General features: G+C 42.1%; 22 protein-coding genes. 19 read left to right on the top strand and 3 right to left on the bottom strand.

The features are described from left to right. Nucleotides 1-89: 89 nt before the first annotated feature. The gene (locus JNO66_RS08830) at nucleotides 90-1,628 is read right to left on the bottom strand and encodes an FAD-dependent oxidoreductase (protein ID WP_203087887.1); all 1,539 of its coding nucleotides are present in this window, start codon (nucleotides 1,626-1,628) and stop codon (nucleotides 90-92) included. A gap of 174 nt (nucleotides 1,629-1,802) precedes the next feature. Between JNO66_RS08830 and JNO66_RS08835 the strand changes: the two genes are divergently transcribed. The 8 genes from JNO66_RS08835 (at nucleotide 1,803) to JNO66_RS08870 (ending at nucleotide 10,028) form a co-directional block, all read left to right on the top strand. Continuing rightward, on the top strand, nucleotides 1,803-2,222 hold the full coding sequence (locus JNO66_RS08835; protein ID WP_203087888.1) for a disulfide oxidoreductase: 420 nt from the start codon (nucleotides 1,803-1,805) through the stop codon (nucleotides 2,220-2,222). A 4-nt stretch (nucleotides 2,223-2,226) separates the two neighbouring features. Then, entirely contained in the window at nucleotides 2,227-2,709 is a 483-nt protein-coding gene (locus tag JNO66_RS08840) for a thioredoxin family protein (RefSeq protein WP_203087889.1), read from the top strand. A 347-nt stretch (nucleotides 2,710-3,056) separates the two neighbouring features. Next, entirely contained in the window at nucleotides 3,057-4,574 is a 1,518-nt protein-coding gene (locus JNO66_RS08845) for a DEAD/DEAH box helicase (protein ID WP_246483217.1), read from the top strand. A gap of 148 nt (nucleotides 4,575-4,722) precedes the next feature. After that, entirely contained in the window at nucleotides 4,723-5,154 is a 432-nt protein-coding gene (locus JNO66_RS08850) for a DUF4064 domain-containing protein (protein WP_203087890.1), read from the top strand. A gap of 26 nt (nucleotides 5,155-5,180) precedes the next feature. Further along, nucleotides 5,181-5,612, top strand: coding sequence for a DUF4064 domain-containing protein (locus JNO66_RS08855; protein ID WP_203087891.1), 432 nt, complete (start codon nucleotides 5,181-5,183; stop codon nucleotides 5,610-5,612). A 233-nt stretch (nucleotides 5,613-5,845) separates the two neighbouring features. Then, a complete protein-coding gene (gene glnA / locus JNO66_RS08860; protein ID WP_203087892.1) occupies nucleotides 5,846-7,204 on the top strand; it encodes a type I glutamate--ammonia ligase in 1,359 nt (452 codons plus the stop codon). 139 nt (nucleotides 7,205-7,343) lie between these two features. Next, a complete protein-coding gene (gene copZ, locus JNO66_RS08865) occupies nucleotides 7,344-7,553 on the top strand; it encodes a copper chaperone CopZ (RefSeq protein ID WP_203087893.1) in 210 nt (69 codons plus the stop codon). 54 nt (nucleotides 7,554-7,607) lie between these two features. Next, nucleotides 7,608-10,028 carry a heavy metal translocating P-type ATPase gene (locus JNO66_RS08870; RefSeq protein ID WP_203087894.1) on the top strand — a complete coding sequence of 807 codons (2,421 nt, stop codon included), beginning with the start codon at nucleotides 7,608-7,610 and terminating at the stop codon, nucleotides 10,026-10,028. Between the two features lie 52 nt (nucleotides 10,029-10,080). Here JNO66_RS08870 and pdxK read toward each other — a convergent pair whose 3' ends face one another. Next, nucleotides 10,081-10,893: a pyridoxine/pyridoxal/pyridoxamine kinase gene (gene pdxK, locus JNO66_RS08875; protein ID WP_203087895.1), complete on the bottom strand. Its 813-nt coding sequence runs from the start codon at nucleotides 10,891-10,893 to the stop codon at nucleotides 10,081-10,083. A 214-nt stretch (nucleotides 10,894-11,107) separates the two neighbouring features. Between pdxK and JNO66_RS08880 the strand changes: the two genes are divergently transcribed. The 4 genes from JNO66_RS08880 to JNO66_RS08895 all read left to right on the top strand — a co-directional run bounded on the left by JNO66_RS08880 (nucleotide 11,108) and on the right by JNO66_RS08895 (nucleotide 16,561). Beyond that, nucleotides 11,108-12,949 (top strand): methyl-accepting chemotaxis protein, encoded by a 1,842-nt coding sequence (locus JNO66_RS08880; RefSeq protein ID WP_203087896.1) that lies wholly within the window; start codon nucleotides 11,108-11,110, stop codon nucleotides 12,947-12,949. A gap of 413 nt (nucleotides 12,950-13,362) precedes the next feature. Further along, nucleotides 13,363-14,724 (top strand): YjiH family protein, encoded by a 1,362-nt coding sequence (locus tag JNO66_RS08885; RefSeq protein ID WP_203087897.1) that lies wholly within the window; start codon nucleotides 13,363-13,365, stop codon nucleotides 14,722-14,724. A gap of 106 nt (nucleotides 14,725-14,830) precedes the next feature. Beyond that, nucleotides 14,831-15,496, top strand: a complete 666-nt coding sequence (locus JNO66_RS08890; RefSeq protein ID WP_203087898.1) for a uracil-DNA glycosylase — start codon at nucleotides 14,831-14,833, stop codon at nucleotides 15,494-15,496. A gap of 15 nt (nucleotides 15,497-15,511) precedes the next feature. Continuing rightward, nucleotides 15,512-16,561 (top strand): AbrB family transcriptional regulator, encoded by a 1,050-nt coding sequence (locus tag JNO66_RS08895; RefSeq protein WP_203087899.1) that lies wholly within the window; start codon nucleotides 15,512-15,514, stop codon nucleotides 16,559-16,561. A 672-nt stretch (nucleotides 16,562-17,233) separates the two neighbouring features. On the opposite strand, the gene JNO66_RS08900 is transcribed toward JNO66_RS08895, so the two are convergent. Next, nucleotides 17,234-17,884: a spore coat protein gene (locus JNO66_RS08900; protein ID WP_203087900.1), complete on the bottom strand. Its 651-nt coding sequence runs from the start codon at nucleotides 17,882-17,884 to the stop codon at nucleotides 17,234-17,236. Between the two features lie 295 nt (nucleotides 17,885-18,179). Between JNO66_RS08900 and JNO66_RS08905 the strand changes: the two genes are divergently transcribed. From JNO66_RS08905 to pruA, 7 genes are all read left to right on the top strand, one after another. Next, nucleotides 18,180-19,442, top strand: a complete 1,263-nt coding sequence (locus JNO66_RS08905) for an ammonium transporter (RefSeq protein ID WP_203088412.1) — start codon at nucleotides 18,180-18,182, stop codon at nucleotides 19,440-19,442. Between the two features lie 10 nt (nucleotides 19,443-19,452). Then, nucleotides 19,453-20,469, top strand: coding sequence for a DUF294 nucleotidyltransferase-like domain-containing protein (locus tag JNO66_RS08910; protein WP_203087901.1), 1,017 nt, complete (start codon nucleotides 19,453-19,455; stop codon nucleotides 20,467-20,469). Next, the gene (locus tag JNO66_RS08915; RefSeq protein ID WP_307730716.1) at nucleotides 20,469-21,197 is read left to right on the top strand and encodes an exonuclease domain-containing protein; all 729 of its coding nucleotides are present in this window, start codon (nucleotides 20,469-20,471) and stop codon (nucleotides 21,195-21,197) included. The genes JNO66_RS08910 and JNO66_RS08915 overlap by 1 nt, the downstream gene beginning before the upstream one ends. Before the next feature lie 27 nt (nucleotides 21,198-21,224). Next, complete coding sequence (locus JNO66_RS08920; RefSeq protein ID WP_273753232.1) at nucleotides 21,225-21,470, top strand: MerR family transcriptional regulator; 246 nt, start codon at nucleotides 21,225-21,227, stop codon at nucleotides 21,468-21,470. Between the two features lie 70 nt (nucleotides 21,471-21,540). Then, on the top strand, nucleotides 21,541-21,825 hold the full coding sequence (locus JNO66_RS08925) for a YwdI family protein (protein ID WP_203087903.1): 285 nt from the start codon (nucleotides 21,541-21,543) through the stop codon (nucleotides 21,823-21,825). 255 nt (nucleotides 21,826-22,080) lie between these two features. Continuing rightward, nucleotides 22,081-22,998: a proline dehydrogenase family protein gene (locus JNO66_RS08930; RefSeq protein WP_203087904.1), complete on the top strand. Its 918-nt coding sequence runs from the start codon at nucleotides 22,081-22,083 to the stop codon at nucleotides 22,996-22,998. A 16-nt stretch (nucleotides 22,999-23,014) separates the two neighbouring features. Continuing rightward, complete coding sequence (pruA, locus tag JNO66_RS08935) at nucleotides 23,015-24,565, top strand: L-glutamate gamma-semialdehyde dehydrogenase (RefSeq protein WP_203087905.1); 1,551 nt, start codon at nucleotides 23,015-23,017, stop codon at nucleotides 24,563-24,565. The last annotated feature ends 39 nt before the right edge of the window (nucleotides 24,566-24,604 follow it).

Below are 24,604 nucleotides of genomic sequence, written 5' to 3' on the forward strand. Positions count from 1 at the left end.
TCACTCCTTATCCATTTTAAATATAATCTACACGTTATTTTACATGAAAAAAGCTAGCGATGATATGAATCGCTAGCTAGCAGGTTGAACTAAGAAGATTTTTTAGGGGATAGGAGAGTGAGTGGCTTCTTAGCTGGTCCTTCGATGACATCTCCGGAGTATGAGAAGCGAGAGCCGTGACAAGGACAATCCCATGTTTGATCGGCTTTGTTCCATCCAACTTCACACCCGATATGTGTGCAGGTAGTATCTACAATATAGAGCTCACCATCACTTGTTCTGCATGCACCGGCTTTTTGACCATTGTAGTGAACAGCGGCGCCTTCACCATTTCTTAAGCTTTCAATACTTTGTTCATCTGGACTTACTTTTCCTTTAATAAGCTCTGCTGCCACGTTTATGTTTTCCTTTAGAAAATGACGAATACTTGGATCTGCATGAACACGACTCGGTAAAAAGATATCTTCATACTTGTCTGAACCATGGGCAATGACGTTAGCGAGAATGATGGCGGCATTTGTGCCTCCTGTCATACCCCATTTTCTGTAGCCTGTTGCAACAAATAGGTCGGTATGAACCGGTGACAACCGCCCGATATAAGGGACCTTGTCCAGCGTCTGTAGATCCTGGGCTGACCACTCATACGTAAGATCAAAGGAATCAAAGTGTGCTTTGGCATATGATTCGAGCGCCTCGTAATAAGATCTTGTATCCCCGCCCTGTCCGGCTTTATGATGCTCCCCACCGATAAGAATGGTTGTTTCGCCTACCTCGTTTGTACAAGCTCTTATTGAACGACTAGGTCGATCAACATGTAAATACATCCCACCTGGCCATGACTCTTGTGTCACACCAGATATAATGTATGAACGGTCCGCTTTCATTCGAGTGAAATATAATCCGCCTTTGTCGATAAAAGGGAAGTGAGAGGCGGCTACGATAGAAGAAGCGGTGACAGGGAAGCCATTTTTCGTTAAAATGGTTGGTTTCGCATCATGATTTACATCGAGTGCAACCGTATGTTCAAAGATTTTTCCACCATTTTTAACGATATCATTCGCTAAAAAAGCCATATACTTTAAAGGATGGAATTGAGCCTGATTTCTCATGCAAAGCGCTGCTTTTACCGGAATGTTTAAAGGGATGGACTCATGCCATTCATGAGGAATATCGAGTGCCTCATAGGCTTCTTTTTCTTTTCGGAGCTTTTCGACTCCTTGATCTGTCGTTGCATACAGGTAGGCATCCTCCATCTCAAATTGACATGGAATGTTATGTTCCTCTACAAGTTCACGAACAAAATCAACCGCACGCTGATTCGCCTCGTAATACGTTTTCGCACCACCTACACCTAGGTGATTCACAAATTCATCGTAGATCGCCCCGTGCTGCGCGGTTATTTTAGCTGTTGTATGACCGGTTGTTCCTTCACAAAGTCGGTCTGCTTCAAGAAGAGCCACTTTTTTGCCTTCTTGGCTTAGTAAGTATGCGGTAGTTAATCCTGAAATTCCTCCGCCAATAATCGCAACATCTACAGTTACACTTTCTGATAAGGAATCAAATGTAGGCATGGCAGCATCTTTTCGCCAATACGTATTTTCAAGTGGTTGTTTTGGTAAGTCGCTCATTTCTAGTAGCCTCCCGTTATCGTGTCTAGGAATAGTTTGGCTAAATGTGACAAAAACATGTATATGAGATCATTTCATTTTTGTTAAACTTGTAACAAATGTAGTGACAAGTTCATTGGAAATTGATAAATTGTAAAGTGTGATTTTAATATGAATTAGGTGAGAGGGTACGATATGAAAAAAGCTGTTGAGAATTTGATGTTATTTGCATGGGGAACATCCTTTATAGCTACTTTAGGTTCATTGTATTTTTCTGAGATTCGTCATTTTGAACCTTGTACATTATGCTGGTATCAGCGCATCTTAATGTACCCATTAGTCATCATTTTACTGATTGGCGTGATCCGAAAAGAAGCGAGTTCAGCTATATATGCAGCCGTCTTATCCGGAATAGGATTATGTATTTCCATTTATCATTACACGCTTCAAAAGCTTCCTGATACAGTTGGTTCTGGGCCAGGATGTGGACGAGTTCCCTGCACGGGAGAATATATTAATTGGTTTGGGTTTGTTACGATTCCATTTTTAGCGGGAACGGCATTCCTAATTATTCTTATTACAAGCGTGACTATTTTAAAGAAATCTAGGGGTTGATCTAATGAAAAAGATTGCTATTTTTGGGGGCATTATCGTTGTGGTATTTGCTTTACTTGCCATTTTAACAGTAACTGCAAATAAACAAAAAATGGAGTCCGTAGGTGATAATCAGTTCGGTAAGGACGAACTTCTACCTGCAACAATGGAAATTGTAGACGATCCGAACTATCAAAATGCAATTCTGCCGGATGAGCTAGAGGAGCGTTTAAATAATGAAGAAACATTTACGGTGTATTTCTACGCATCTGAATGCCCGCATTGTCGAGAAGCAACGCCAAGACTTAACGAAATTGCAGAAGAGTTGGGTGAGGATATTCCTCAATACAACTTACGTGAATTTGAACAAGGCTGGGATGACTACAACATTCAATCAACACCTACCCTGGTTCACTTTAAAAATGGGGTAGAAGAACAGCGTCTGGTGGGTGCTGCTGAAAATGAAGTCTTTGAACAATTTTTAACGACTTATCCATCTGAATCATAATTTTTATGTCGGGTGCCTCTAATTGAGGTATCCGGCTTTTTTGTTCCAATCGAATATTTCTTTTTTCTTTAGGCTAAGCTAGAATGTATGCATTTACATGAGGTGGATGGTGCTTGTTAATCTTTAAGTGCCATTGATTTAAGCAAAAACCCGTGATATGATTATGAATGGAAAAAAAACTACAAGCGCCTTGGGATGTAGGCGACACATATATTCAGGCAGACGACCATATCCAGGTTGTTAGGGGGTATGGTCTTTCTGCGTTATAGATTACGCGTCTCTAAGTGGAGATGAAAGGCTGACTAACGTGTCACCATCGGAAGGGTGCCCAAAAGGAGATTTGTCATTTGGCAACATTTTATGATTTTAATCTGAGCGAGCAAGTTGTTCAGGCAGTAACAGGTATGGGATTTGACCAGGCTACACCAATCCAAGAAGCAACGATTCCTACAGCATTACTTGGAAAAGATATTATTGGTCAAGCACAAACAGGAACAGGGAAAACAGGAGCATTTGGTGTTCCTTTAGTTGAAAGAATTAATACTGAGAAGCGCGAAGTTCAAGGGCTTGTCATTGCTCCAACAAGAGAACTTGCTAATCAGGTTGCAGAATCACTAATTAAATTTGGCCGTAAAAAAGGTGTTCGCACTGTTACCGTATACGGTGGTCAAGATATGCGTAAGCAAATCCGTGATTTAAAACAAAACCCTCACATTGTTGTAGCGACACCAGGTCGTCTTATGGATCATATGCGCCGTAAAACGATTCTTCTTGATCAAGTGGACACAGTTGTACTTGATGAAGCAGATGAAATGCTAAACATGGGATTCATTGAAGATATCGAAACGATCTTGAAAGAAACTCCATCTGAGCGTCAAACACTTCTATTCTCAGCTACAATGCCTAAGCGTATTGAAAAGCTAGCTACTACTTTTATGGATTCCCCTGAAGTGATTGCAGTGAAATCAAAAGAAGTAACGATGGAAAACATCGAACAGCAATACATTGAGTTGTATGAGCGTGAGAAGTTTGATGCCTTAACTCGTCTGATTGATATCCAAGTCCCTGAACTTGCAATTGTATTCGGACGTACAAAGCGTCGTGTAGACGAATTGTCTGAAGCATTAATCAAACGCGGCTACCGTGCAGAAGGTATTCACGGTGACTTAAACCAAGCGAAGCGTGATAGTGTTCTTCGTAAATTTAAAACCGGCCTAATTGATGTTCTTGTAGCGACAGATGTAGCCGCTCGTGGATTAGATATCAGTGGAGTATCTCATGTGTATAACTTTGATCTTCCACAAGATCCTGAAAGCTATGTACACCGTATTGGTCGTACAGGACGTGCAGGACGTTCAGGTATCGCTGTAACGTTTGGTACACCACGTGAAAGAGACCACATCAAAGCAATCGAGCGTTTGTCTAAGAAGAAAATGGTTCGCCACAGTGCCCCAACTCTTCAACAAGCAATCGAAGGTCAACAAAAGCTTGCACTTGAGCAATTACGTGCATTGACTGAAGTTGAAAACAGTGCAGACTCTTATCGCGGAGCGGCTGAAGAACTATTAAAAGAAACAGATGCAACAACTGCTTTATCTGCTGCATTAAAACTTTTAACAAAAGAACCGGATGCGACACCTGTTCGTCTAACAGATGAAGCACCACTTCGTTCGAAAAAACCTCGTCGCGATGGCGGCGGTAGTGGTGGAAGATCACGTTACCGTCAAGATGACCGTCGTCGTCAAGGTGGTCGTGGTGGTGATAACCGTGGTGGAAGTGGCGGTCGTCGCGAATATCGTGGTGGAAGCAACAACTCAAGCCAAGGTCAAAGCCGTAAGCCGAAGAAACACGCATATAATAAATAAGTTTGAATCGCCTCTTTAGGACTTTGTTCCTGAAGAGGCTTTTTTATAAAGGAATAGGTAATCATTCTACTCTTAATCGTTTACGAATAAATACATGATGTAATACAATGGAAATGATGTGTACATAAGGTGCAGAAAGGAGCAAGACGTGAAAAGAACAGCAGAACGAGTACTAGGGATTATTGGAAGCATTATGATGGGAATAGGATTCATCCTTTTCACTTTAACCACATTTGTTATTTCTTCGCCCGAGGGCCAAGCCCAATTAGAGGAAATGCTACAGGATCCGGAAGTTAATCCAACGGGTGCTGATATGGGGGTTGATGAACTGGTGAATTTCTTTGTCGCAAATGGATGGATGATTGTAATGGCTCTTCTAGTTTCCGTGATCTTAGGAATTTTAGCGACAGTGTTTGTAAAGAAAATGCCGATCGTATCAGGGATCATGTGGGTGTTAGCAGCTATTATAAGTCTCATAGCTATTTGGTACTTGATTTTTATTCCAGCAATTTTATTCTTTATAGCGGGAATTTTGGCATTTGTGCGTAAACCAAAGGAAGAAAGTCCAATCGTATATTAATTTCATTAAATAATAGGAGTGAGAATATGAAACGAACTGGCGAATTAGTATTAGGTATTATTAGTAGTGTCTTATTGTTATTAGGGATCCTATCTGCAGTCTCAATAAATACATTCTTTACCTCTGCAGATAGTGCGCAATTCCAAGAAGAATTTAATCAAGAAATGGCAAATGATCCTACACTCACTGAGGCGGACGTTGAGATGGTTATGGGTTTAGTAGATAGCGTTCCTTCATTTATGACGGGGTTAATTGTTTCTTGGATTATTGCAGGAATTCTAGGAATCATTGCAACAATCTTTGTGAAAAAGAAAACCAAACTGGCTGGTATCCTTTTCTTAGTAGGCGGGGTAATCGGAATTGTCTCAGTGATTCCTGCCATTCTTTATGTAATCGCTGGAATCATGGCACTTGTTCGCAAAGCTCCGCAGGCGACAGAGCCTTACGAAACTGTATAAGCACTTTAAAGGGAATTCGCTTGCGAATTCCCTTTCTAAGGAATATTTAGAAAGTTTAAATTAGACTGATAAAGCGCTTACTCTCTTTTATAGCAAGTGTTTGCCGACTTTTACCAAAAGATTTCCTTGTAAGATAATCTGACATATCGATTGCATTGGAAGCTCTTCAATCATAAAGTAAAAGATAACAAGAATGTGTTATAAAAGATTACATGAAAAGGAAGTGTGTGGGGATGTCGGTAAATGCACCAACTAGAGAAAGCATCTTGGAAACAATCAAGGAAACAATTGAGAAGAAAAGTGTAGAACTTTTACACATGCAGTTTGTGGACTTAGAAGGTACATTAAAACACGTAACCATTACAGCTAGACAACTTGATCAAGCAGTGAACGGACAAACAATGTTTGATGGGTCTTCAATCACAGGATTTACACCTATCAATCAATCTGACTTGTATCTAGTACCGGATATTACAACTTTTGCTGTCTTACCTTGGACAGAGGAGGAAGGATATTCTGAAGCACGCTTCCTATGTAGTGTAAAAAAGCCTGACGGGTCCGATTTTGAGGGAGATCCTCGTAACGTATTAAAAAAGACAGTGAAGAGAGCAAAAGATAAAGGTTTCTCTATCAGTGTTGGACCTGAGCTTGAATTCTTCTTATTTGAAACGGATGAGTATGGTTTACCAACTCAACGCACACAAGACGTAGGTGGATACTTTGAGCCATCTCCTAAGGATGATGGAGAGAAAGTTCGCTTAGCGATCTATAAAGCTTTGAAAATGCTTGGTTTCACAATTGAAGCTTCTCACCATGAGGTTGCAGAAGGTCAGCATGAGATCAACTTCAAATATGCGGATGCTTTAGCTTCTGCTGACGCAGCAACAACGTACAAATGGGTAGTTAAAACGGTGGCTAAGCAGTTTGGATTGCATGCAACATTTATGCCGAAACCACTTGCCGGGGCAAATGGTAACGGAATGCACGTGAATATTTCCCTTTTCGATGACGAAAAGCAAGAAAATTCATTCTATGATGATTCAAATAAGCTTGGTCTTTCATCAACAGCTTATAGCTTTATTGCTGGATTAATTGACAACGTAAAAGACTTTGTTGCGGTAACAAATCCGCTTGTTAACTCTTACAAGCGTTTAGTTCCAGGTTACGAAGCACCATGTTATATTGCTTGGTCTGCTTCAAACCGCTCTGCATTAATTCGTATTCCAGCTACTCGTGGAGCAGGAACACGCGTTGAAATCCGTTGCCCGGATCCAACTGCGAACCCTTACCTAGCATTTGCTGTTATTGCATCTGCTGGTCTAGATGGTGTAGATCGTGAGCTGGCAGCTCCTGCTTCTATTGATGCAGATATCTTCAGCATGACGCCTGCAGAAATCGAAGAACGTGGGATTGATAACCTTCCAACAAGCCTTGAACAAGCTCTTGAGCGTTTTGAAACAGGTGACATTGGTCAAAAGACATTGGGTGAGCATGCGTTTAATGAGTACCTTAGTCTAAAGCGTGGCGAGTGGGATGAATTCCGCATGACTGTTCACGATTGGGAAATCTCTACGTATCAGTCTAAATTCTAATTGTTAGATAAACATGTATTGATAAAGAAGTGGGCTAATGATTCTGTAATAGGATCATTAGTCTTTTTTTGTGCAGATCTCTTGATTACCCCCATAGGGTATAGTAAACTACTATTATAGAACAAGAGGAGGAATGAACATGGAAAATCAAACATTGCACGTTCAAGGCATGTCGTGTCAGCATTGTGTACAGGCAGTTGAAGAAAGTGTAGGACAGCTAGATGGTGTAGCTTCTGTAACTGTTCATCTAAATGATGCAAAGGTAGATGTTCAATTTGATGAAACAAAAGCTCCTCTAACTAAAATTGTGGAAACAATTGAAGACCAAGGATACGATGTAACACAATAACAAAGCAAGAGTCGTTATACATGCGGCTCTTTTTTTCATAAAGGGGGTTTCGGGGTGAAACATCAAGATTTAACAATACAAGTGTCAGGGATGACTTGTGCGGCGTGTGCGAATCGTATTGAAAAAGGGCTAAAGCGAATGGAAGGCGTGGATGAGGTTCAAGTCAACAGTACGCTGGAAGTAGCTCACGTATCCTACGATCGCTCAATCGTTGAGCCTAATGATCTTTACGAGAAAATTACCGCTTTAGGGTATGGAGCTGTTGAAGAAACAGCAGAATTTGAGGTCATGGGCATGTCGTGCGCGGCGTGTTCAACTCGAATTGAAAAGCGATTGTCACGGCTTGATGGAATTAGCACGGCAACGGTTAATCTCGCGATGGAAACAGCGACAGTCCAATATCATACGGGGCAGGTATCTGTTTCAAATATGCAGGAAGCCATTCAAAAGCTCGGATTTACATTAAAGCAAAAAGAAGATGACGTTGATGCCCCGGATCACAAACAACAGGAAATTAAAAAACAAGCCATACGATTCTGGGTGTCTGCAGTCCTATCGTTTCCACTTTTATGGGCGATGGTGAGTCACTTTACCTGGACTTCTTTTATATGGCTGCCAGACATATTTATGAACCCATGGTTTCAGCTTGTCTTAGCCACACCTGTTCAATTTGTCATTGGTTACCCATTTTACAAAGGTGCTTATAAAGCTTTACGAAGCGGCAGTGCAAATATGGATGTGCTTGTTGCGATGGGGACTTCGGCGGCGTATTTTTATAGTGTCTATCTAGCATTTCAATCAATTGGTACCACTCATCATATGGTTGATCTTTATTTTGAAACAAGTGCCGTTCTCATTACGTTAATTATTCTAGGGAAGTTATTTGAAGCCAAAGCAAAGGGACGCTCCTCGGATGCAATTAAGAAGCTTCTAGGGCTACAAGCGAAAACAGCGCGTGTGTACAGAGACGGAGTTGAGAAGATTGTCCCATTGCATGAGGTCAAAGTAGATGATCTTATTTTTGTGAAGCCTGGTGAGAAAATCCCCGTAGATGGAACGATTATTCAAGGGCATGCAGCTATTGATGAATCGATGTTGACTGGTGAAAGTGTTCCGGTCGATAAAGGGGTAGGAGATAAAGTATTAGGCTCAACCCTAAATTCAAATGGATCCCTTCAGGTGAGGGCGGAGCAAATTGGTAAAGAGACCGTTCTGTCTCAAATTGTTCAAATTGTTGAGCAGGCACAAACGTCAAAAGCGCCAATCCAACGAATGGCCGATCGGATTTCTGGAGTATTTGTTCCGATTGTTGTAGCGATTGCTGTGATCACCTTTTTGATCTGGTATTTTGCCTACAGACCTGGAGAATTCGGCACAGCTCTTGAAGTGTTTATCTCCGTCCTTGTAATCGCTTGTCCTTGTGCGCTTGGTCTTGCAACACCTACATCCATTATGGCTGGTTCAGGAAGAGCGGCTGAATACGGTATTTTGTTTAGAGGGGGAGAGCAGCTTGAGACAGCTTATCTTGCTGATACGATCCTTCTTGATAAAACAGGCACAATAACAAATGGTGTACCTGAGCTAACAGACGTGCGCTCGTTTGGAGATGAATCAGAGAACGACATTCTTCAACTAGCGGCCTCGGTTGAAGCACACTCGGAGCACCCATTAGCGACAGCGATTGTAACAGCAGCTCAGAGTCGGGACCTTTTACTATTAGAGGTTAGACACTTTAAGGCTATCACCGGTTTTGGTGTGGAAGCGGAAGTGTCAGGGCGCAACGTCTTAATTGGAACTCGCAGATTGATGGCTCAGCATGACGTACAAACTGGAGTGACACTTGAGCTGATGAATTCTCTTGAAGTAGAAGGAAAAACAGCAATGCTGATAGCCGTAGATGGTACGCTTCGTGGTGTGCTGGCTGTTGCTGATACAATTAAAGATACATCGGCGACAGCGATTCAAAGATTAAAAGAGATGGGTCTGGATGTTTATATGGTAACTGGTGACAACAAACAGACGGCTACCGCCATAGCAAACGCTGCAGGTATTGATGAGGTCATTGCCGAAGTTTTGCCAGAGGAAAAAGCAGAAGCCGTTAAGCGACTACAAGAGCAAGGAAAAAAAGTGGTCATGGTGGGTGATGGAATAAATGATGCACCTGCTTTAGCGACAGCAGACATTGGAATAGCTGTTGGAACGGGGACAGATGTAGCGATTGAAGCAGCAGATATTACGCTTGTCCGTGGAGATCTGCAGCGGATAGCTGATACAATCGTCGTAAGTAAAAGAACCATCCGTAATATTCGCCAAAACTTATTCTGGGCTTTAGCTTATAACAGTTTAGGAATTCCTATTGCAGCAGCAGGCTTCCTAGCACCATGGGTAGCAGGAGCTGCGATGGCCTTTAGCTCAGTCTCTGTTGTCTTAAATGCTTTGCGACTGCAACGATTAAAGCTTGAACAGCATAAATGATAAAAAAACACCTCCGACATTCCTGATAGAAGGAAGTCGGAGGTGTTTTTTATCAAGTATAAGTTCCGTTAAAAGCACCGTGGCTAACAGATCCTACATATTGATTCAGCTCAACACCATGTTTGATGGCAGCTGTAATAAAATTCTTTGCTTTATGAACAGCTTCTTGAACGGATGCACCTTTTGCAAGCTCTGCAGTAATTGCTGCTGCAAACGTACAGCCAGCACCATGTGTGTACGTTGTGCTAATCTCCTCAGATTCAAGTAGCTGCATGTCTTGACCATCGTAAAATACATCAACTGCGCTTAAATGATCCAGCTTGCTTCCACCTTTAATCACAACATTTTTAGCGCCTAGATCAAAAATAGCAGCCGCCGCTTCTTTCATTTGATCAACGGTAGTAATTGGACCGTTTCCTGTAAGCTGTGATGCTTCAAATAAGTTAGGCGTCACCACATATGCTTTTGGAACAAGTACCTCGCGTAAGCACGAATCCGTTTCTGGGTTAAGTGCCTCATCTGCACCCTTACATACCATTACGGGATCCACTACTAAGTTCGTGATGTTGTACTGCTCAACCTTTTTAGCAACTAGCTCAATGATGTCAATTGAACCAAGCATTCCAGTTTTAGCTGCGTCAATGCCAATACCTGCTAGAACGGTTTCTATTTGTTTTTCAGTTACAGCAGGGTCGATTGGGAAGACTTCATGAGCCCATCCTGAATGCGGATTTTGAGCAACGATGGTTGTCAGTGCATTCATCCCATACACACCTAGCTCCTGAAATGTTTTAAGATCAGCTTGAATTCCTGCGCCGCCACTTGTATCAGAGCCGGCAATTGTTAGTGCTTTATACCGTTTCATATCGCGTAAACTCCCCTTATCCTATAGAACTACCTTCATTATACTAAAGTATAACCATGAATGAAAAGAAACTGGACAATTAATTACCTCTTGCTCATAACAAATATGAAAAAATAAGGATAAAAAGCTCAAAATACCGGGACTTTGTGCCGATATGATTAAAAGATGTAAACGTTTTGTAAATCGGCTAATGATATTAGGGAGTGGGAAATCATTGAAAAGTGTTAAAGGAAGGCTTTTACGGATTTTTTCGATTATCATCGTGGCGTTTTTAGCGTTCTCTGTCTACAGCGTAAGTACACTTTATTTATCGAATGAGCGGCTACAAAATATGGAAAAGAAAGAATTTCCATTATTGCTTGCTAAAGAGCAGATGGCTTTTAACATTACAGAGCGTTTAGCAGCCTCAAGAGGATACCTTCTCTTTGGTCACGACGAATACCTAGAACAGTTTGATGCGCTAAGCGAAGAAGCGGCTGTTCTTGAAGAAGAGCTTTTAAAACTAGCAGGAAATGATGAATCTCTCGTCGATACATTAACCTATACACATGCTTGGGAAGGTGTGCTAACAGGAGAAGTGTTTCCGATGTACCAGAATGGTAACTCTGATCTAGCAGAATCGATGATGAATCTGCGCTCTACACCTATTGCAAGGAATTTAACAAATCAATTTCAAGAAATGTCTGAAAATGAACGGAACTCTATGGCTGCAAGTATTACTGAGACACAGCAAGCAGGAGAACAGCTTCAATTAATTGTACTAATTATTGCGATTGCCTTAACCATTATTATGATTGTTCTTGCTTTGCGTATATCTTCAACGATCTCAACTCCACTTAAACAACTAGTAAAAGAAGCCGATTCAATTAGCGGAGGCGACTTAACAGGTGAACCAATTAAAGTAAAAACGAAGGACGAGTTCGATACACTCGCCGATTCATTTAATAAAATGAGAGACTCACTACGAGGCCTTATCGGGACTACGGCCAGTATGTCAGAAAACGTAGCTGCAACAGCAGAGCAGTTATCTGCAAGCTCAGAAGAAACGTCAGCAGCGACCAATCAAATTGCTGGAACGGTCCAGTCGCTTAATAGCTCGGCTGAATCTAGTTCCGAGACTTCAAGAAACAGTCTGCAGGCAGCAGGTGCTATGACTGAAAGTGTAGAACAAATTACGTTTGCTACTGCAACAGCCATAGAAGCTTCGATGAAAATGGAAGAGCGATCTTCGTCCGGTAGAAATCTAATTGGACAAGCGGTTGGTCAAATGAAGGATATCCAACTCACAGTGGAAAAATCAGCTGAAGTCATGGGAGAGCTTGATAGAAGATCAAAGGAAATTGGTGATATTCTAGAGTTAATTACTTCTATATCTGAACAGACAAATTTGCTTGCCTTGAACGCAGCGATTGAAGCTGCAAGAGCGGGAGAGCATGGAAGAGGATTTGCTGTTGTAGCTGATGAAGTACGTAAGCTAGCAGAAGAATCGAAGAACTCAGCTAGTCAAATCGAGCAAATGATCCATGCAATTCAGCGAGACGCTAAGACAGCGACAACAGAAATGCAAAAAGGAACAGAAGAAGTCTCACAAGGAACACAGTTAATGGATGAAGTGGGCACTTCATTTGAGCACATCTCTGAATCCATTAATGAGGTCAACAGTCAAATGATGGCGGTGTCGGCAGCCACTCAAGGAATTGCTCAACAGACAATGAAGTTAAACGAGTATATGACAGCCATGGATGTACAAGCAAAAGCAAATGTTGAAAGTACGGAGGAAGCTGCGGCTTCAACAGAAGAGCAATTAGCGGCGATGCAGGAAGTTGCCTCATCAGCTGAGGTTCTAACAGAGCTTGCAAACAGCTTACTAGAAGAAATATCAACTTTTAAGCTATCAAATACGTCTTCATTCAAACAGGACCTTGATGTAGAAGAAGAGGACGATCAAAACGATGAGGACGAAGAGGTTGATTTAAAAGAACCCACTGGAACCGACGAAGATACAGCATTAGAAGAAGATCAAGAGGAAGAATTGCTAAATCGTAAATCTTCATAATAGGGAAGCCTGAGGAGTAAACACATATGCCTCAGGCTTTTTGCTATCCTTACATGACCTTTCACACTCATAACAATGACCAACTAGATCGACAGGGACAGTTGCATTAAAAAGTAGCTGCAGTAATAACCAATCAGCTACCTTTACTCTTAGTTAAAGATTAAAAGACGTGTAGCATTATTGAAGGATATCTTCTAGTTGATGACGAAACCTATAGGGATTAAGTTTAAGGAGGTAAATGAGGTAAACAAGCAGTTTGAAGAACGAATTAAATTACCATATCTTTGTACGAACTTTTTTGGTGAAAAGACTGGCTAAATATTAATTTGTATGTATAATTATTGAGGGACGTTAGAAACGTAGGTAGAAAACCTAACAGTCCACCGTCATTATACGATAAGGGGTTTATATATATGAATTCATTGGATTCAAAGAATTACTTTTCAATACGTAATCTATTGATCTTTCTCATTCCTTCTTTGCTTGGGGTCTTTTTATTCATGATTCCACTTGAAAATGGAGATGGAGAGATTACACTTCCCGTTGCCTTTATGGCTAACCTGCTTTCTGATGTATTAGGCACAGCGATGCCTACAATCGTTTTAGCAGTGTTATTAATCTCTGTGATTATGACGATTTTTGTTACTCTCTTAAAGCCGCAGTCATTTATGGAAAATGATTTTCTAAAAAGATTGTTTGTTGTTGGTCCATTCTGGTTTGTTATTCGTGTACTTGGAGCCATTTTTGGAATCATGACATACTTTGAATTTGGTCCTGAGGCCGTATGGAGTGCAGATACTGGAATGGTCGTGTTCGGTGACCTTCTTCCCGTATTGTTTGCTGTCTTCTTCTTTGCAGGACTGTTATTGCCCTTGCTTTTAAACTTTGGATTACTTGAAATGCTTGGTGCACTTTTAAACAAATTAATGCGCCCGTTATTCCGATTACCTGGTCGTTCATCAGTGGATTGCCTGGCATCTTGGATGGGTGATGGAACCGTTGGTGTCCTTTTAAGTAACCAACAGTATGAGCAAGGACACTATACAAAAAGAGAAGCGGCTATTGTATCAACTACATTCTCTGTTGTGTCTATTACGTTTACGATCGTTATCTTAGAATACGTAAATCTATCACATATGTTTTGGCAGTATTATTTAACGATCGTTATTGCAGGTCTTGCAGCGGCTATCATCACTCCGCGAATTCCGCCACTTTCACGTAAAGCAGATACGTATATTGACGGACGCGAATCTGAGGATGAAGTATTTCCTAAAGGAACAAACCTGTTTGCAGTCGGATTCAATAGAGCGATGGGTGTTGCAGATCGTACACCAAAGCTATCTGAGCACGCAAAAAGTGGATTTCAAAATGTACTAGATATGTGGTTAGGCGTTATTCCAGTTGTAATGGCTGTTGGTACATTAGCACTAATTGTTGCAGAACTTACTCCGGTCTTCACTTGGCTTGGTGCACCGTTTGTTCCAGTCCTTCAATGGATGCAGGTTCCAGAAGCTGCAGCGGCAGGGCAAACAATGGTGATAGGTTTTGCAGACATGCTTCTTCCAGCGCTTCTTGCGGGTGGAATTGAAAGTGAAATGACTCGTTTTATCATTGCCTGTTTGTCTGTTACTCAGTTAATTTATCTTTCTGAAACAGGTGGCTTACTTCTAGCCTCAAAACTACCAGTTAACTTTTTGGACTTGGTTTTAATTTTCCTTGTTCGTACAATTGTTACCTTACCTGTCATTGTTTTAATGGCGCATCTATTCTTTTAAAAAAACCAAACGCAGCAGATGTCGCATGATGTCTGTTGCGTTTTTTTGATGGTTTCATTCTCGTGATACAATAAAAGAAAGAGTAGAAAAAGAGGTGCAGCACAACATGAAGATCCTACAGAACGGTTGGCAAGAACAAGTCGCATCCGAATTTGAAAAAGACTATTATCTTACATTACGAGAATTCTTAAAAGACGAATATCAAACTCGAACCATTTATCCGCCAATGGATGAAATCTTTAACGCCCTACATTTAACCGACTTCCATGATGTCAAAGTAGTCATCATCGGCCAAGATCCTTATCACGGTCCTAACCAGGCGCATGGGTTAAGCTTCTCTGTCAAACCAGAAGTCCCCATTCCACCATCCTTAAAAAATATTTATAAAGAGCTTCAAAGTGACCTAACCATTGAGCCTCCGAACCATGGGAACTTAACCTCGTGGGCAAAACAAGGTGTGCTGATGTTGAATAATGTACTAACCGTTCGACGTGGAGAGCCTGCCTCTCACAAAGGACGTGGCTGGGAACAATTCACGGATGCCGTCATTGATGCATTAGATCAAAGAGAGGAACCAGTATGCTTTGTCCTTTGGGGTAAACACGCACAAGAAAAAGGGGAAAGAATAAAGGACGCCAAACATTACATACTCACCTCGCCCCACCCAAGTCCGTTTTCAGCGCGACGTGGATTTTTTGGAAGCCAACCCTTCTCCAAAATCAATCATTGGTTAAAAGATCAAGGCAAACAGCCAATTGATTGGGAGCTATAAAAGGGAGGGAGCAGCTTGTTAAAAATTATTTACATCGTAGTAGCGATCCTTGTAGGGGCCGTCTTTAATGCCTTATCTGTGCCCGCAGGCTGGTTACTCGGAGCTCTAGTGTGTGGGATTGTCTGGTCTCTTGCTGGAGCTAGAATTGTTTTTTCAAAGCAATATTTCTCTTATATTATCGCCATTATCGGAACAAATATTGGGTTTACCGTTGTTCTCGAGCGATTTGTCACCTACAAACAACTCATTTTGCCATTGCTCCTATCGATTGTGCTTACCATTATCTTTGGGGTCGTGTTAGGTAGGTACTTCCATAAGTGGTCTGGCCTTGATAAAAATACAGCCTTCTTCTGTTGTTTACCGGGTGGTGCTTCAGAAGTCATTGCAATAAGTGACGAATATGGAGCAGACCAACGTATCGTAGCCGCCTTCCACACAACGAGAATTACGTTGTTTGTACTTGCGATTCCTTTTTTTGCTGGACTACTGACAGATGTAGAAAAACAAATCTTCACCCAGCCAACAGACTCCATTACTGTTTTAAGCTTTACTTCCGTCTTGCTTTGCGTGCTTGTGGTTGCCTTACTATCCACCTGGGTCGGGGTTCGAATCCCATTTCCAGGTGCAATCGTTTTTGTGAGCATCGGCCTGGGCTTTATCGCTCACACATTTGTCTTACCCGACATATCGATGCACTCAGTCATACCAGGAGTGGCGCAAGGATTAATGGGAGCGATATTAGGTACTCGCTTTGACCGGGAGACTGCGCGAGATTTGAAAAGGATAGGAAAAGTAAGTGCATTCGCTCTAACCATTTATTTTGGTATAAGCATTTTATTAGCAGGCTTATTTTATGCCTTAACCTCCACATCCTTTAACGAATCACTTCTTGGCATCGTGCCAGCGGGTGCTGCAGAAATGGCAGCAACCGCACTCTCACTAAACCTAGACTCAACACTTGTTGCAACACTACAAATGCTCCGCGTGCTCTGTCTATTCGCCGCGCTACCATTTTTAATCAAATGGTTCGCCAAGAAGCCTGAAGCGAATCACGATGTTCGTTAGCAAGAAGAAGATGGAGAGTACCAAGGAAACCTGTAAAATAATCAAGAACTGAGGAGCCTTAGTAAGAGGAATGAATGGCTTAATCAGAAAACAGACACCTTTACTCAGAAGCAGGTTTGAATACCAAGAAGAAAAGTAGATGAGTCAAGAAAGGCCCTTTGATATCAAGAACTTATTTATGAATAGCAAGAAGTTTCATGAAGGAATTAAGAAGAATGGGGATGGAAGCAAGAAGGAGCTGTGAGAGGGAAGCGAGGTGCGCGGGAGGAAAGGAAAGTGCGCGAGGTCAATGTCTGAGTGCGCGGGAGGAAGACGAAGTGCGCGAGATCGGGATGCTGATGCGCGAGATGAAGCCAAAGTGAGCGAGACCGGGATACGGATGCGCGAGATGAAGCCAAAGTGAGCGAGACCGGGATACGGGTGCGCGGGAGGAAGCCGAAGTGCGCGAGACCGGGATGCGGGTGCGCGAGATGAAGCCGAAGTGAGCGAGACCGGGATGCTGGTGCGCGAGAGGAAGCCGAAGTGCGCGAGTCGGTGCCACAAGTGCACGGGAAGAACTCAAAGCGCGCGAGCCTAGGCCACATTCGCGTGCCATCAATCCAGACCCCACCCCGCCCACTCAATCACCCTAATCGCAAAAAAACGAGCCAAAGGCTCGTTTTTCTTTTCCCTTTATTGAAGCATTTGGCTGGACTTTGGAGTAGGCATTTGCACGGGCTGTGTGGCTGGTGCATAGGCCTGAGTCATGGCTTGGGCATCTTTTGCTGCGAGTTGCGGCACTTGATAGTAGCCATGCTTGTTCTGGTAAAGGAACACTTCATAGGCCATTTCAATAAAGTTCGGGATCGAATCGGCAATGACACGGCGTACAACGGGATTTGTAATCTCGGTGGCCGCCATTCCCATCAAGGATGCTTCCGATTTAAGCAAACCTAACATATGAGCAGATAATCCGGTTTCCTTTACATCTTGTAAGGACTGGTTCGGCTTTTTTGGTTGCGAAGGCGTAATTCCATAAACAACATCATGTGGCTGAGTCATTTTATAGACGCCTGTTGAACCAGAAGGCTTCTGTCCTGTACTGAAAGCTTCAACAATTAGATTATATTGGCTCTCAATGAAAGTGTATTGACGATCAAGGATATCTACCAAGGTTTGGTCCTTCATGAACGAGCGAAAGATCATAAATTGGTCGAGTACATTGATCATCCCGGCAATGATTTCGTGGCTGTCAAAAAGTTCGTGACCTCCATGATTCAGTTGTGGTGGAATCTGTTCAGATTGCATTTGGTTTGGCTGATGTTGATTCGGTAAGCTATTCATTGTGTGCGCCTCCTTTTGATAGGACCCATGCGATCCATCATTTAATGTGGCTTGAAATCGAGCGAATCATACCTGTTTATATTTGCATAATGTAAGCGGATACGAGTGCTTCACATCAACAAAACCACAATAATCAGTTATTTCAGAAGAATAGAAATAGTGTAAGGTTATCTTCCAACTAAGTAGCCATCAGTTAACGGACACGTATAATTAGGGGTAACAAGAGATGTTAACTATCTTTACGCAAGTAAACGATTGAAGGGGGAGAAAGAATTTGAACGATCCAATTTTTCTAATGAATAATGTTTGGTTAACGGTTGCTGCAATTTTAGTCCTTTTTATGCAAGGTGGATTTATCTTACTTGAAGCAGGTTCAACACGAATGAAGAATGCAGGTCATATTGCTGGTAAAACCATTTTTACAGTCGGTATTGCTTCCTTAGTCTTTTGGGCTGTCGGGTATGGATTTATATATGGAGATGGAAATGCCATTATCGGTTTATCTAATTTCTTCTTCGGAGATTTTACTAGCTTCGATGCAGAAGGAACAACTGGTGCAGTTGATTTCTTCTTCCAGCTAACGTTTGCGGCAATCGCATTAACGATTGCATTTGGTGGATTTGCTGAACGTGGAAAGCTAGCAGCCTATGTACTGTTCGCTGTTCTATTCTCAGCTCTTGTCTATCCAATCGTTGCACACTGGATCTGGAGCGATCAAGGTTGGTTATCTGAACTAGGAAAGCAAGACTTTGCTGGATCAACGGTTGTTCACTTAACAGGTGCGATGGCGGCACTCGCTGCAACCATTTTATTAAAACCACGTCTTGGACGTTTCAATAAAGACGGTTCTGCAAATGAAATTTATGGTCATAACCAAGTATTTACGGCATTAGGTGTACTTATTCTATGGGTAGGTTGGTTCGGTTTCAACGCAGGTAGTACAGGTGGAGTTGCTGACGGATTCTTCGGTTATGTTGCATTAAACACTCAGCTTGCAGCTGGTGCGGGTGCGATTGCTGCCTTGTTCATTGTTTACGCAGTAACTGGTAAGTCAGATGTTCCAACGATGTTAAATGGTGCACTTGCAGGTCTTGTAGCTATTACGGCATCTTGTGCCTTTGTTGCTCCTTGGGCAGCGGTGATCATTGGGATCATCGGTGGATTAATCGTATTCTTCAGTATGAAGATGTTTGATAAGGCTCGAATTGACGATCCAATCTTTGCTTTATCTGTACATGGGGTTGCTGGTGTATGGGGGACGATTTCTACAGGATTCTTCGCAACACCTGAACTTGCAGATATGAATGGTGGTTCAGCTGGTTTGTTCTATGGTGGTGGACTCTCTCAACTAGGTGTCCAAATTATCAGCGTAGTCGCATGCGGGGCCTTTGCTTTTATCGCTTCATATGTAATCCTTCTTGGTATTAAAGCAGTTCTTGGAGGACTTCGCGTAACAGAAGAAGAAGAGATCATGGGACTTGATATTAGTGAGCACGGAAGCTACGGTTATCCTGAAAGCATGCAAGAGCAACTTGATAAGAAAAAAACAGGTGCATAAGGAGTTCTGAATGACTGGGCAACCAATTCATGATGATCATAACAAATGGCAACGCAGGTTAGACGAATTGTATCGTAAACGGCTGTCAGATATGAAACAACTGGATCTGACAGTAGAGAATCTTCATGGGCTCCATGAAAAGTTAATGCGGGAGACGATTCAAATTGCCATTGAAAAAACAGAAAGTGAGCGGGGCAAGGTTCCTGCTCACTTTACTTTCTTTGTAATGGGAAGTGCGGGTCGCGCAGAGCAGCTTCAGTGGAGTGATCAAGATCATGCCATCATCTTTGAACAAGAAGATGATGAACATAAGGAAAATCAATCGTATTTTCTAAAACTTGGAGAAGAAATCGTAGAAGCGCTAGAATCAGTTGGTTATGAACGCTGTGATGGAAATGTGATGGCTTCGAACCTCAGATGGTGTAAATCAAGAGAGAGTTTTAAAGAACAGCTATTGGGATGGTTAAGAGAAGATACATGGGAACATATGCGGTATGTATTAACTTTTTTTGATGGCAGAGCCATACTCGGTCCTGAACATTTTCTAAGCGAACTAAAGGAAACCCTCTTTAATGAAGTCCGTCAAAATAAACAACTCCTTCAACGCTTTAAAAATAATACAGGACGAATGCGGAACGGGATTGGTTTATTTGGTCAATTGCTGACTGAAACGGAAGGAGATCACAAAGGTACCTTTGATTTAAAGCAATTAGCGCTATTTCCATACGTAAATGGACTAAGACTTCTTGCTATTCAAGAAGAAATTACAGCACCTGAAACCCTTAAACGATTTGAGGAGCTGCCGAATCGCTGCCGAGATATTCAAGCATATCAAGAATCCTATCGCAGGCTCTTAGAAAAACGCATCGTCTGGCAATCAACAATCCAGTCCTATGAAAAGATTCATCATGTGGATGTCAATAAACTTGATGCAAATGAAAAAAAACAGCTTAAAGAGTGGATTAAAGAAGGACGAGAGCTTTACCATATGGTCGAAAAAATAGTAGGGAGTAGTCATTCATTATGATGAATAACATGATTCAGCTTGTGAAGCAGCTATCGACTAAGTTAAGTCCTGGCATTTATACGTCTTCTCAACAGCAATCAGCAGCGAATCAATTGGCTCATGTTCGCGAAATTCAACGTCAATTAAAACAACATGATGTACTCGACACCCCACTCATGGATCTACCATTTGTCGTATTTGACCTTGAAACAAGCGGATTTAATCCAGATGTAGGAGATAGCATTTTATCGATAGGTGCGATCAAAATGAAGGGGCCAACGATCTTAGAAGAGTCTACATTCTATTCGACCATCCAACCTAAAAAAAAACCGTCTGACGAGATCCTTGCTTTGACCGGATTAACGATGGAAGAATTAGAAGCGTCGCCAGCCCTTGCTGATGTATTAATGTCATTTTATCAATTTGTAGGGGATGCCACACTTGTTGCCCATCATGCCAGCCACGAGAAACGATTTATGTCTCATGCGACCTGGCAAACGTTACGTCTGACGTTTCAGCACCGTCTTGTTGATACTTCCTTTTTAACTCGTGTGGTCGCACCAAACGAAGAATTGGTGACGCTTGATGAGTGCTGTGCGTTTTATCAGATCGAGACCTCAAATCGCCATCACGCTATGTCAGATGCCATTCTTGCTGCTAAGCTATGGCGGGAAAATGTACAAAAGGCAGATGTGATGGGGTTTACCTCTTTGAGAGATGTGTATGTTCATCTGGCTAAGAGCAAATAAAGTAAATAGATAGAGGAGGAAAGGGTTGTGAGTCATGACATCCCGCCTAGACAAGCGTGCTTCCCCATTCGAGTTGTGATGGAGATGACCGATTTATCCGCACGTCAAATTCGATACTATGAGGAACAAGGGCTTGTAAAGCCGGATCGTAACGAAGGAAACCAGCGAATGTTTTCACTCTTTGATATTGAGCGATTGAATACGGTAAAGGCTTATATTCAAAAAGGTATCAACATTGCAGGCATAAAAGCGATCATGTCTTCAGACGGTTGAATGATGGATTGTCCAATTCTTTGGGCAGTCCTTTTTTTGTGCTACACTTACAAGGAAAGAGGTGAGACGTATGAACATTTCAGCTAACCGAGTTGTTGCCAAAATGGAAGAACAGCTGGCCTTGCTTCAAACGGCGGTCAAGCAAAATGATCAACAAGCTGTACGTGAATATACATCGGTGATTGAAGGCTATTGTCAATTATTAAAAGATCAACCAAGCATAAATCAAACAGGAAAGGTAGCTTCTCCTTTGGTGGAGCCACAGCCTATTCCCCCACAACCAGTAACACCTATTCAACCCGCTTCCCCCTCCCCAACAAGCGATCAAAAACCAGGTAGCCTATTCGATTTCTAACTATAGCTTAACTAAGATCAATGAAAGACTAATGACTTCTTCTGCAAACAGAGTCATTAGTCTTTTTTGTTTTCCACTAGAAGTTCTGTCTCTGTCTTTTTCAACATATTCTGTCAGACTATCTTTCATAGAATAGAATCTTTGTGGCTAAACCACAAAATAGTCATGAAAACGTTGTATTGTGCGAATATTGTTACGTTATAGCGCTTTCTTATACAATGAAAGCAGTAAAGGAGAAGGATGAGGTGTTCACAGATGGACGCTTTGAGTAGAGATTTTTTCCTGTTTTTATCTAAAAATCGCGGGTTAAATTTTATGGCCAAAAGGTGGGGGAAATCCCTTGCCACCGGTAATATCATTGGTGGCATTGATTTTGAGTCATGTATTCCGCACATCGAGCAGTTAAATAAAAAAGGCATTCAGGTAACTGTTGATCATTTAGGTGAGTTTGTTATGGACGAGGCCGTTGCACGTGAACGTACGCAGGAATGTATTCGTACCATCCAAACGATTGCGACGAATGCAATCCAAACACAAGTTTCGGTTAAGCTCACGTCGCTCGGACTGGATATTAGTCAGGACTTGGCTCGTGAGAACATGCAAAAGATTTTAGAGGTAGCTTCAATGCATCGGGTTTTAGTCACAATTGATATGGAAAATGAGTCAAGATGTGAAGCCACGCTTGAATTATTCCGAGAATTAAAAGAGCAATACGATCTTGTTGGAACAGTGATTCAAGCGTATCTGTACCGGTCAGAGGAAGATCTAGCAAATTTAGATGATCTCTCGCCTTTTATTCGCTTGGTAAAAGGAGCATACAAGGAATCTGCTCAAGTGGCCCATACGGAGAAGGCCGATATCCGAGAAAATTTTAAACAATTAATCAAAAGGCAGCTGACAAGTGGTCATTATACTGCTATTGCTACGCATGACGATCACATGGTCGACTTCACCAAGGAATTTGTGGAGAGTCAGGGGATACCAAAGGATCGATTTGAATTTCAAATGTTATACGGAATGCGAACGAAGACACAACAAGAACTCAAGGATGAAGGATATAACGTTCGCATTTACATGCCCTATGGTGATGACTGGTATGGATATTTTATGAGACGGCTTGCAGAAAAACCGTCTAATATCAGCTTTGCATTAAAAGGACTAACGAAAAAATAAGTAAGGAGACGATCACATGACTACACCTTATAGACACGAACCATTTACAGATTTCAGCCTGAAAGAGAACCAAGAGGCTTTTAAGAAAGCTCTTAAAACAGTCAATAAAGAATGGTTGGGTAAAGAATATCCACTCATTATTAATGGTGAGCGTATTACGACAGATGCGAAGATCGTTTCATACAATCCGGCGAAAAAGGATGAAGTGATCGGCAGTGTATCAAAAGCAACAAAGGAGCTAGCAGAGAAAGCGATAGAGGCAGCAGCGACAGCATTTGAAACGTGGAGATATACAAAAGCTGAGGAACGCGCCAATATCCTATTTCGTGCAGCAGCTAGTATCCGTCGCAAAAAGCATGAGTTTTCTGCGTTGCTTGTTAAAGAAGCAGGGAAGCCATGGAAAGAGGCTGATGCGGATACGGCAGAGGCGATTGACTTTCTTGAATATTATGCAAGACAAATGATTGAGCTTGCAAATGGAAAACCGATTAACAGTCGCGAGGGAGAGTACAACCAGTACATCTATACGCCAACTGGTGTGACAGTGTCTATTCCACCTTGGAACTTCCTTTTTGCCATTATGGCTGGAATCACAGTAGCACCACTTGTTTCAGGGAACACGGTTGTCTTAAAGCCAGCAAGTGCTACCCCAATTATTGCGGCTCTTTTTGTGGATGTATTAGAAGAAGCGGGCGTACCAAAAGGTGTCATTAACTTTGTGCCTGGAAGTGGATCTGAGGTAGGAGATACGCTTGTTGATCATCCGAAAACAAGTATTATCACATTTACAGGATCTCGTGAAGTTGGTACACGTATTTTTGAACGTGCAGCCGTGGTGCAGCCTGGACAGCAGCACTTAAAACAAGTGATTGCAGAGATGGGTGGAAAAGATACAATCATTGTGGATAAAGACGGGGATGTGGAGCTTGCTGCACAGTCGATCTTTACGTCTGCCTTTGGTTTTGCCGGTCAGAAATGTTCAGCTGGCTCAAGAGCAGTAGTACATGCGGATGTATATGATGCGGTGGTAGAACGTGTTGTTGAGATTACAGAAGAACAAATTACAGGGAATCCGGAAAGCCATTCCACGTACATGGGACCAGTTATTGATGCGGCTTCCTATGAAAAAATCATGGGTTATATTGAGATTGGAAAAGAAGAAGGGCGTCTTGTTAGTGGGGGGACGGGTGATGATTCAAAAGGATTCTTCATCCAGCCAACGATCTTTGCAGACGTAGATGCAGAAGCAAAGATTATGCAAGAAGAGATCTTCGGACCAGTTCTAGCGTTTTCAAAGGTTGCGAGCTTTGATGAGGCACTTCAGGTAGCAAACAATACAGAGTATGGCTTAACAGGTGCGGTCATTACAAACAACCGTGCACATATTGAGCGTGCAAAGCAGGAATTCCATGTAGGAAATCTCTACTTTAACCGCAACTGCACAGGTGCAATCGTTGGATACCATCCATTTGGTGGCTTCAAGATGTCTGGGACAGATTCAAAAGCAGGCGGACCAGATTACCTAACATTACACATGAACGCTAAAACAGTAAGCGAAACCTACTAAGTCAATTTAATTACGGGGAACGAGTCGGATTTAATCTGT

The sequence above is a fragment of the Alkalicoccobacillus gibsonii genome (genome assembly GCF_016798245.1).
Lineage (GTDB): Bacteria > Bacillota > Bacilli > Bacillales > Bacillaceae_D > Alkalicoccobacillus > Alkalicoccobacillus gibsonii.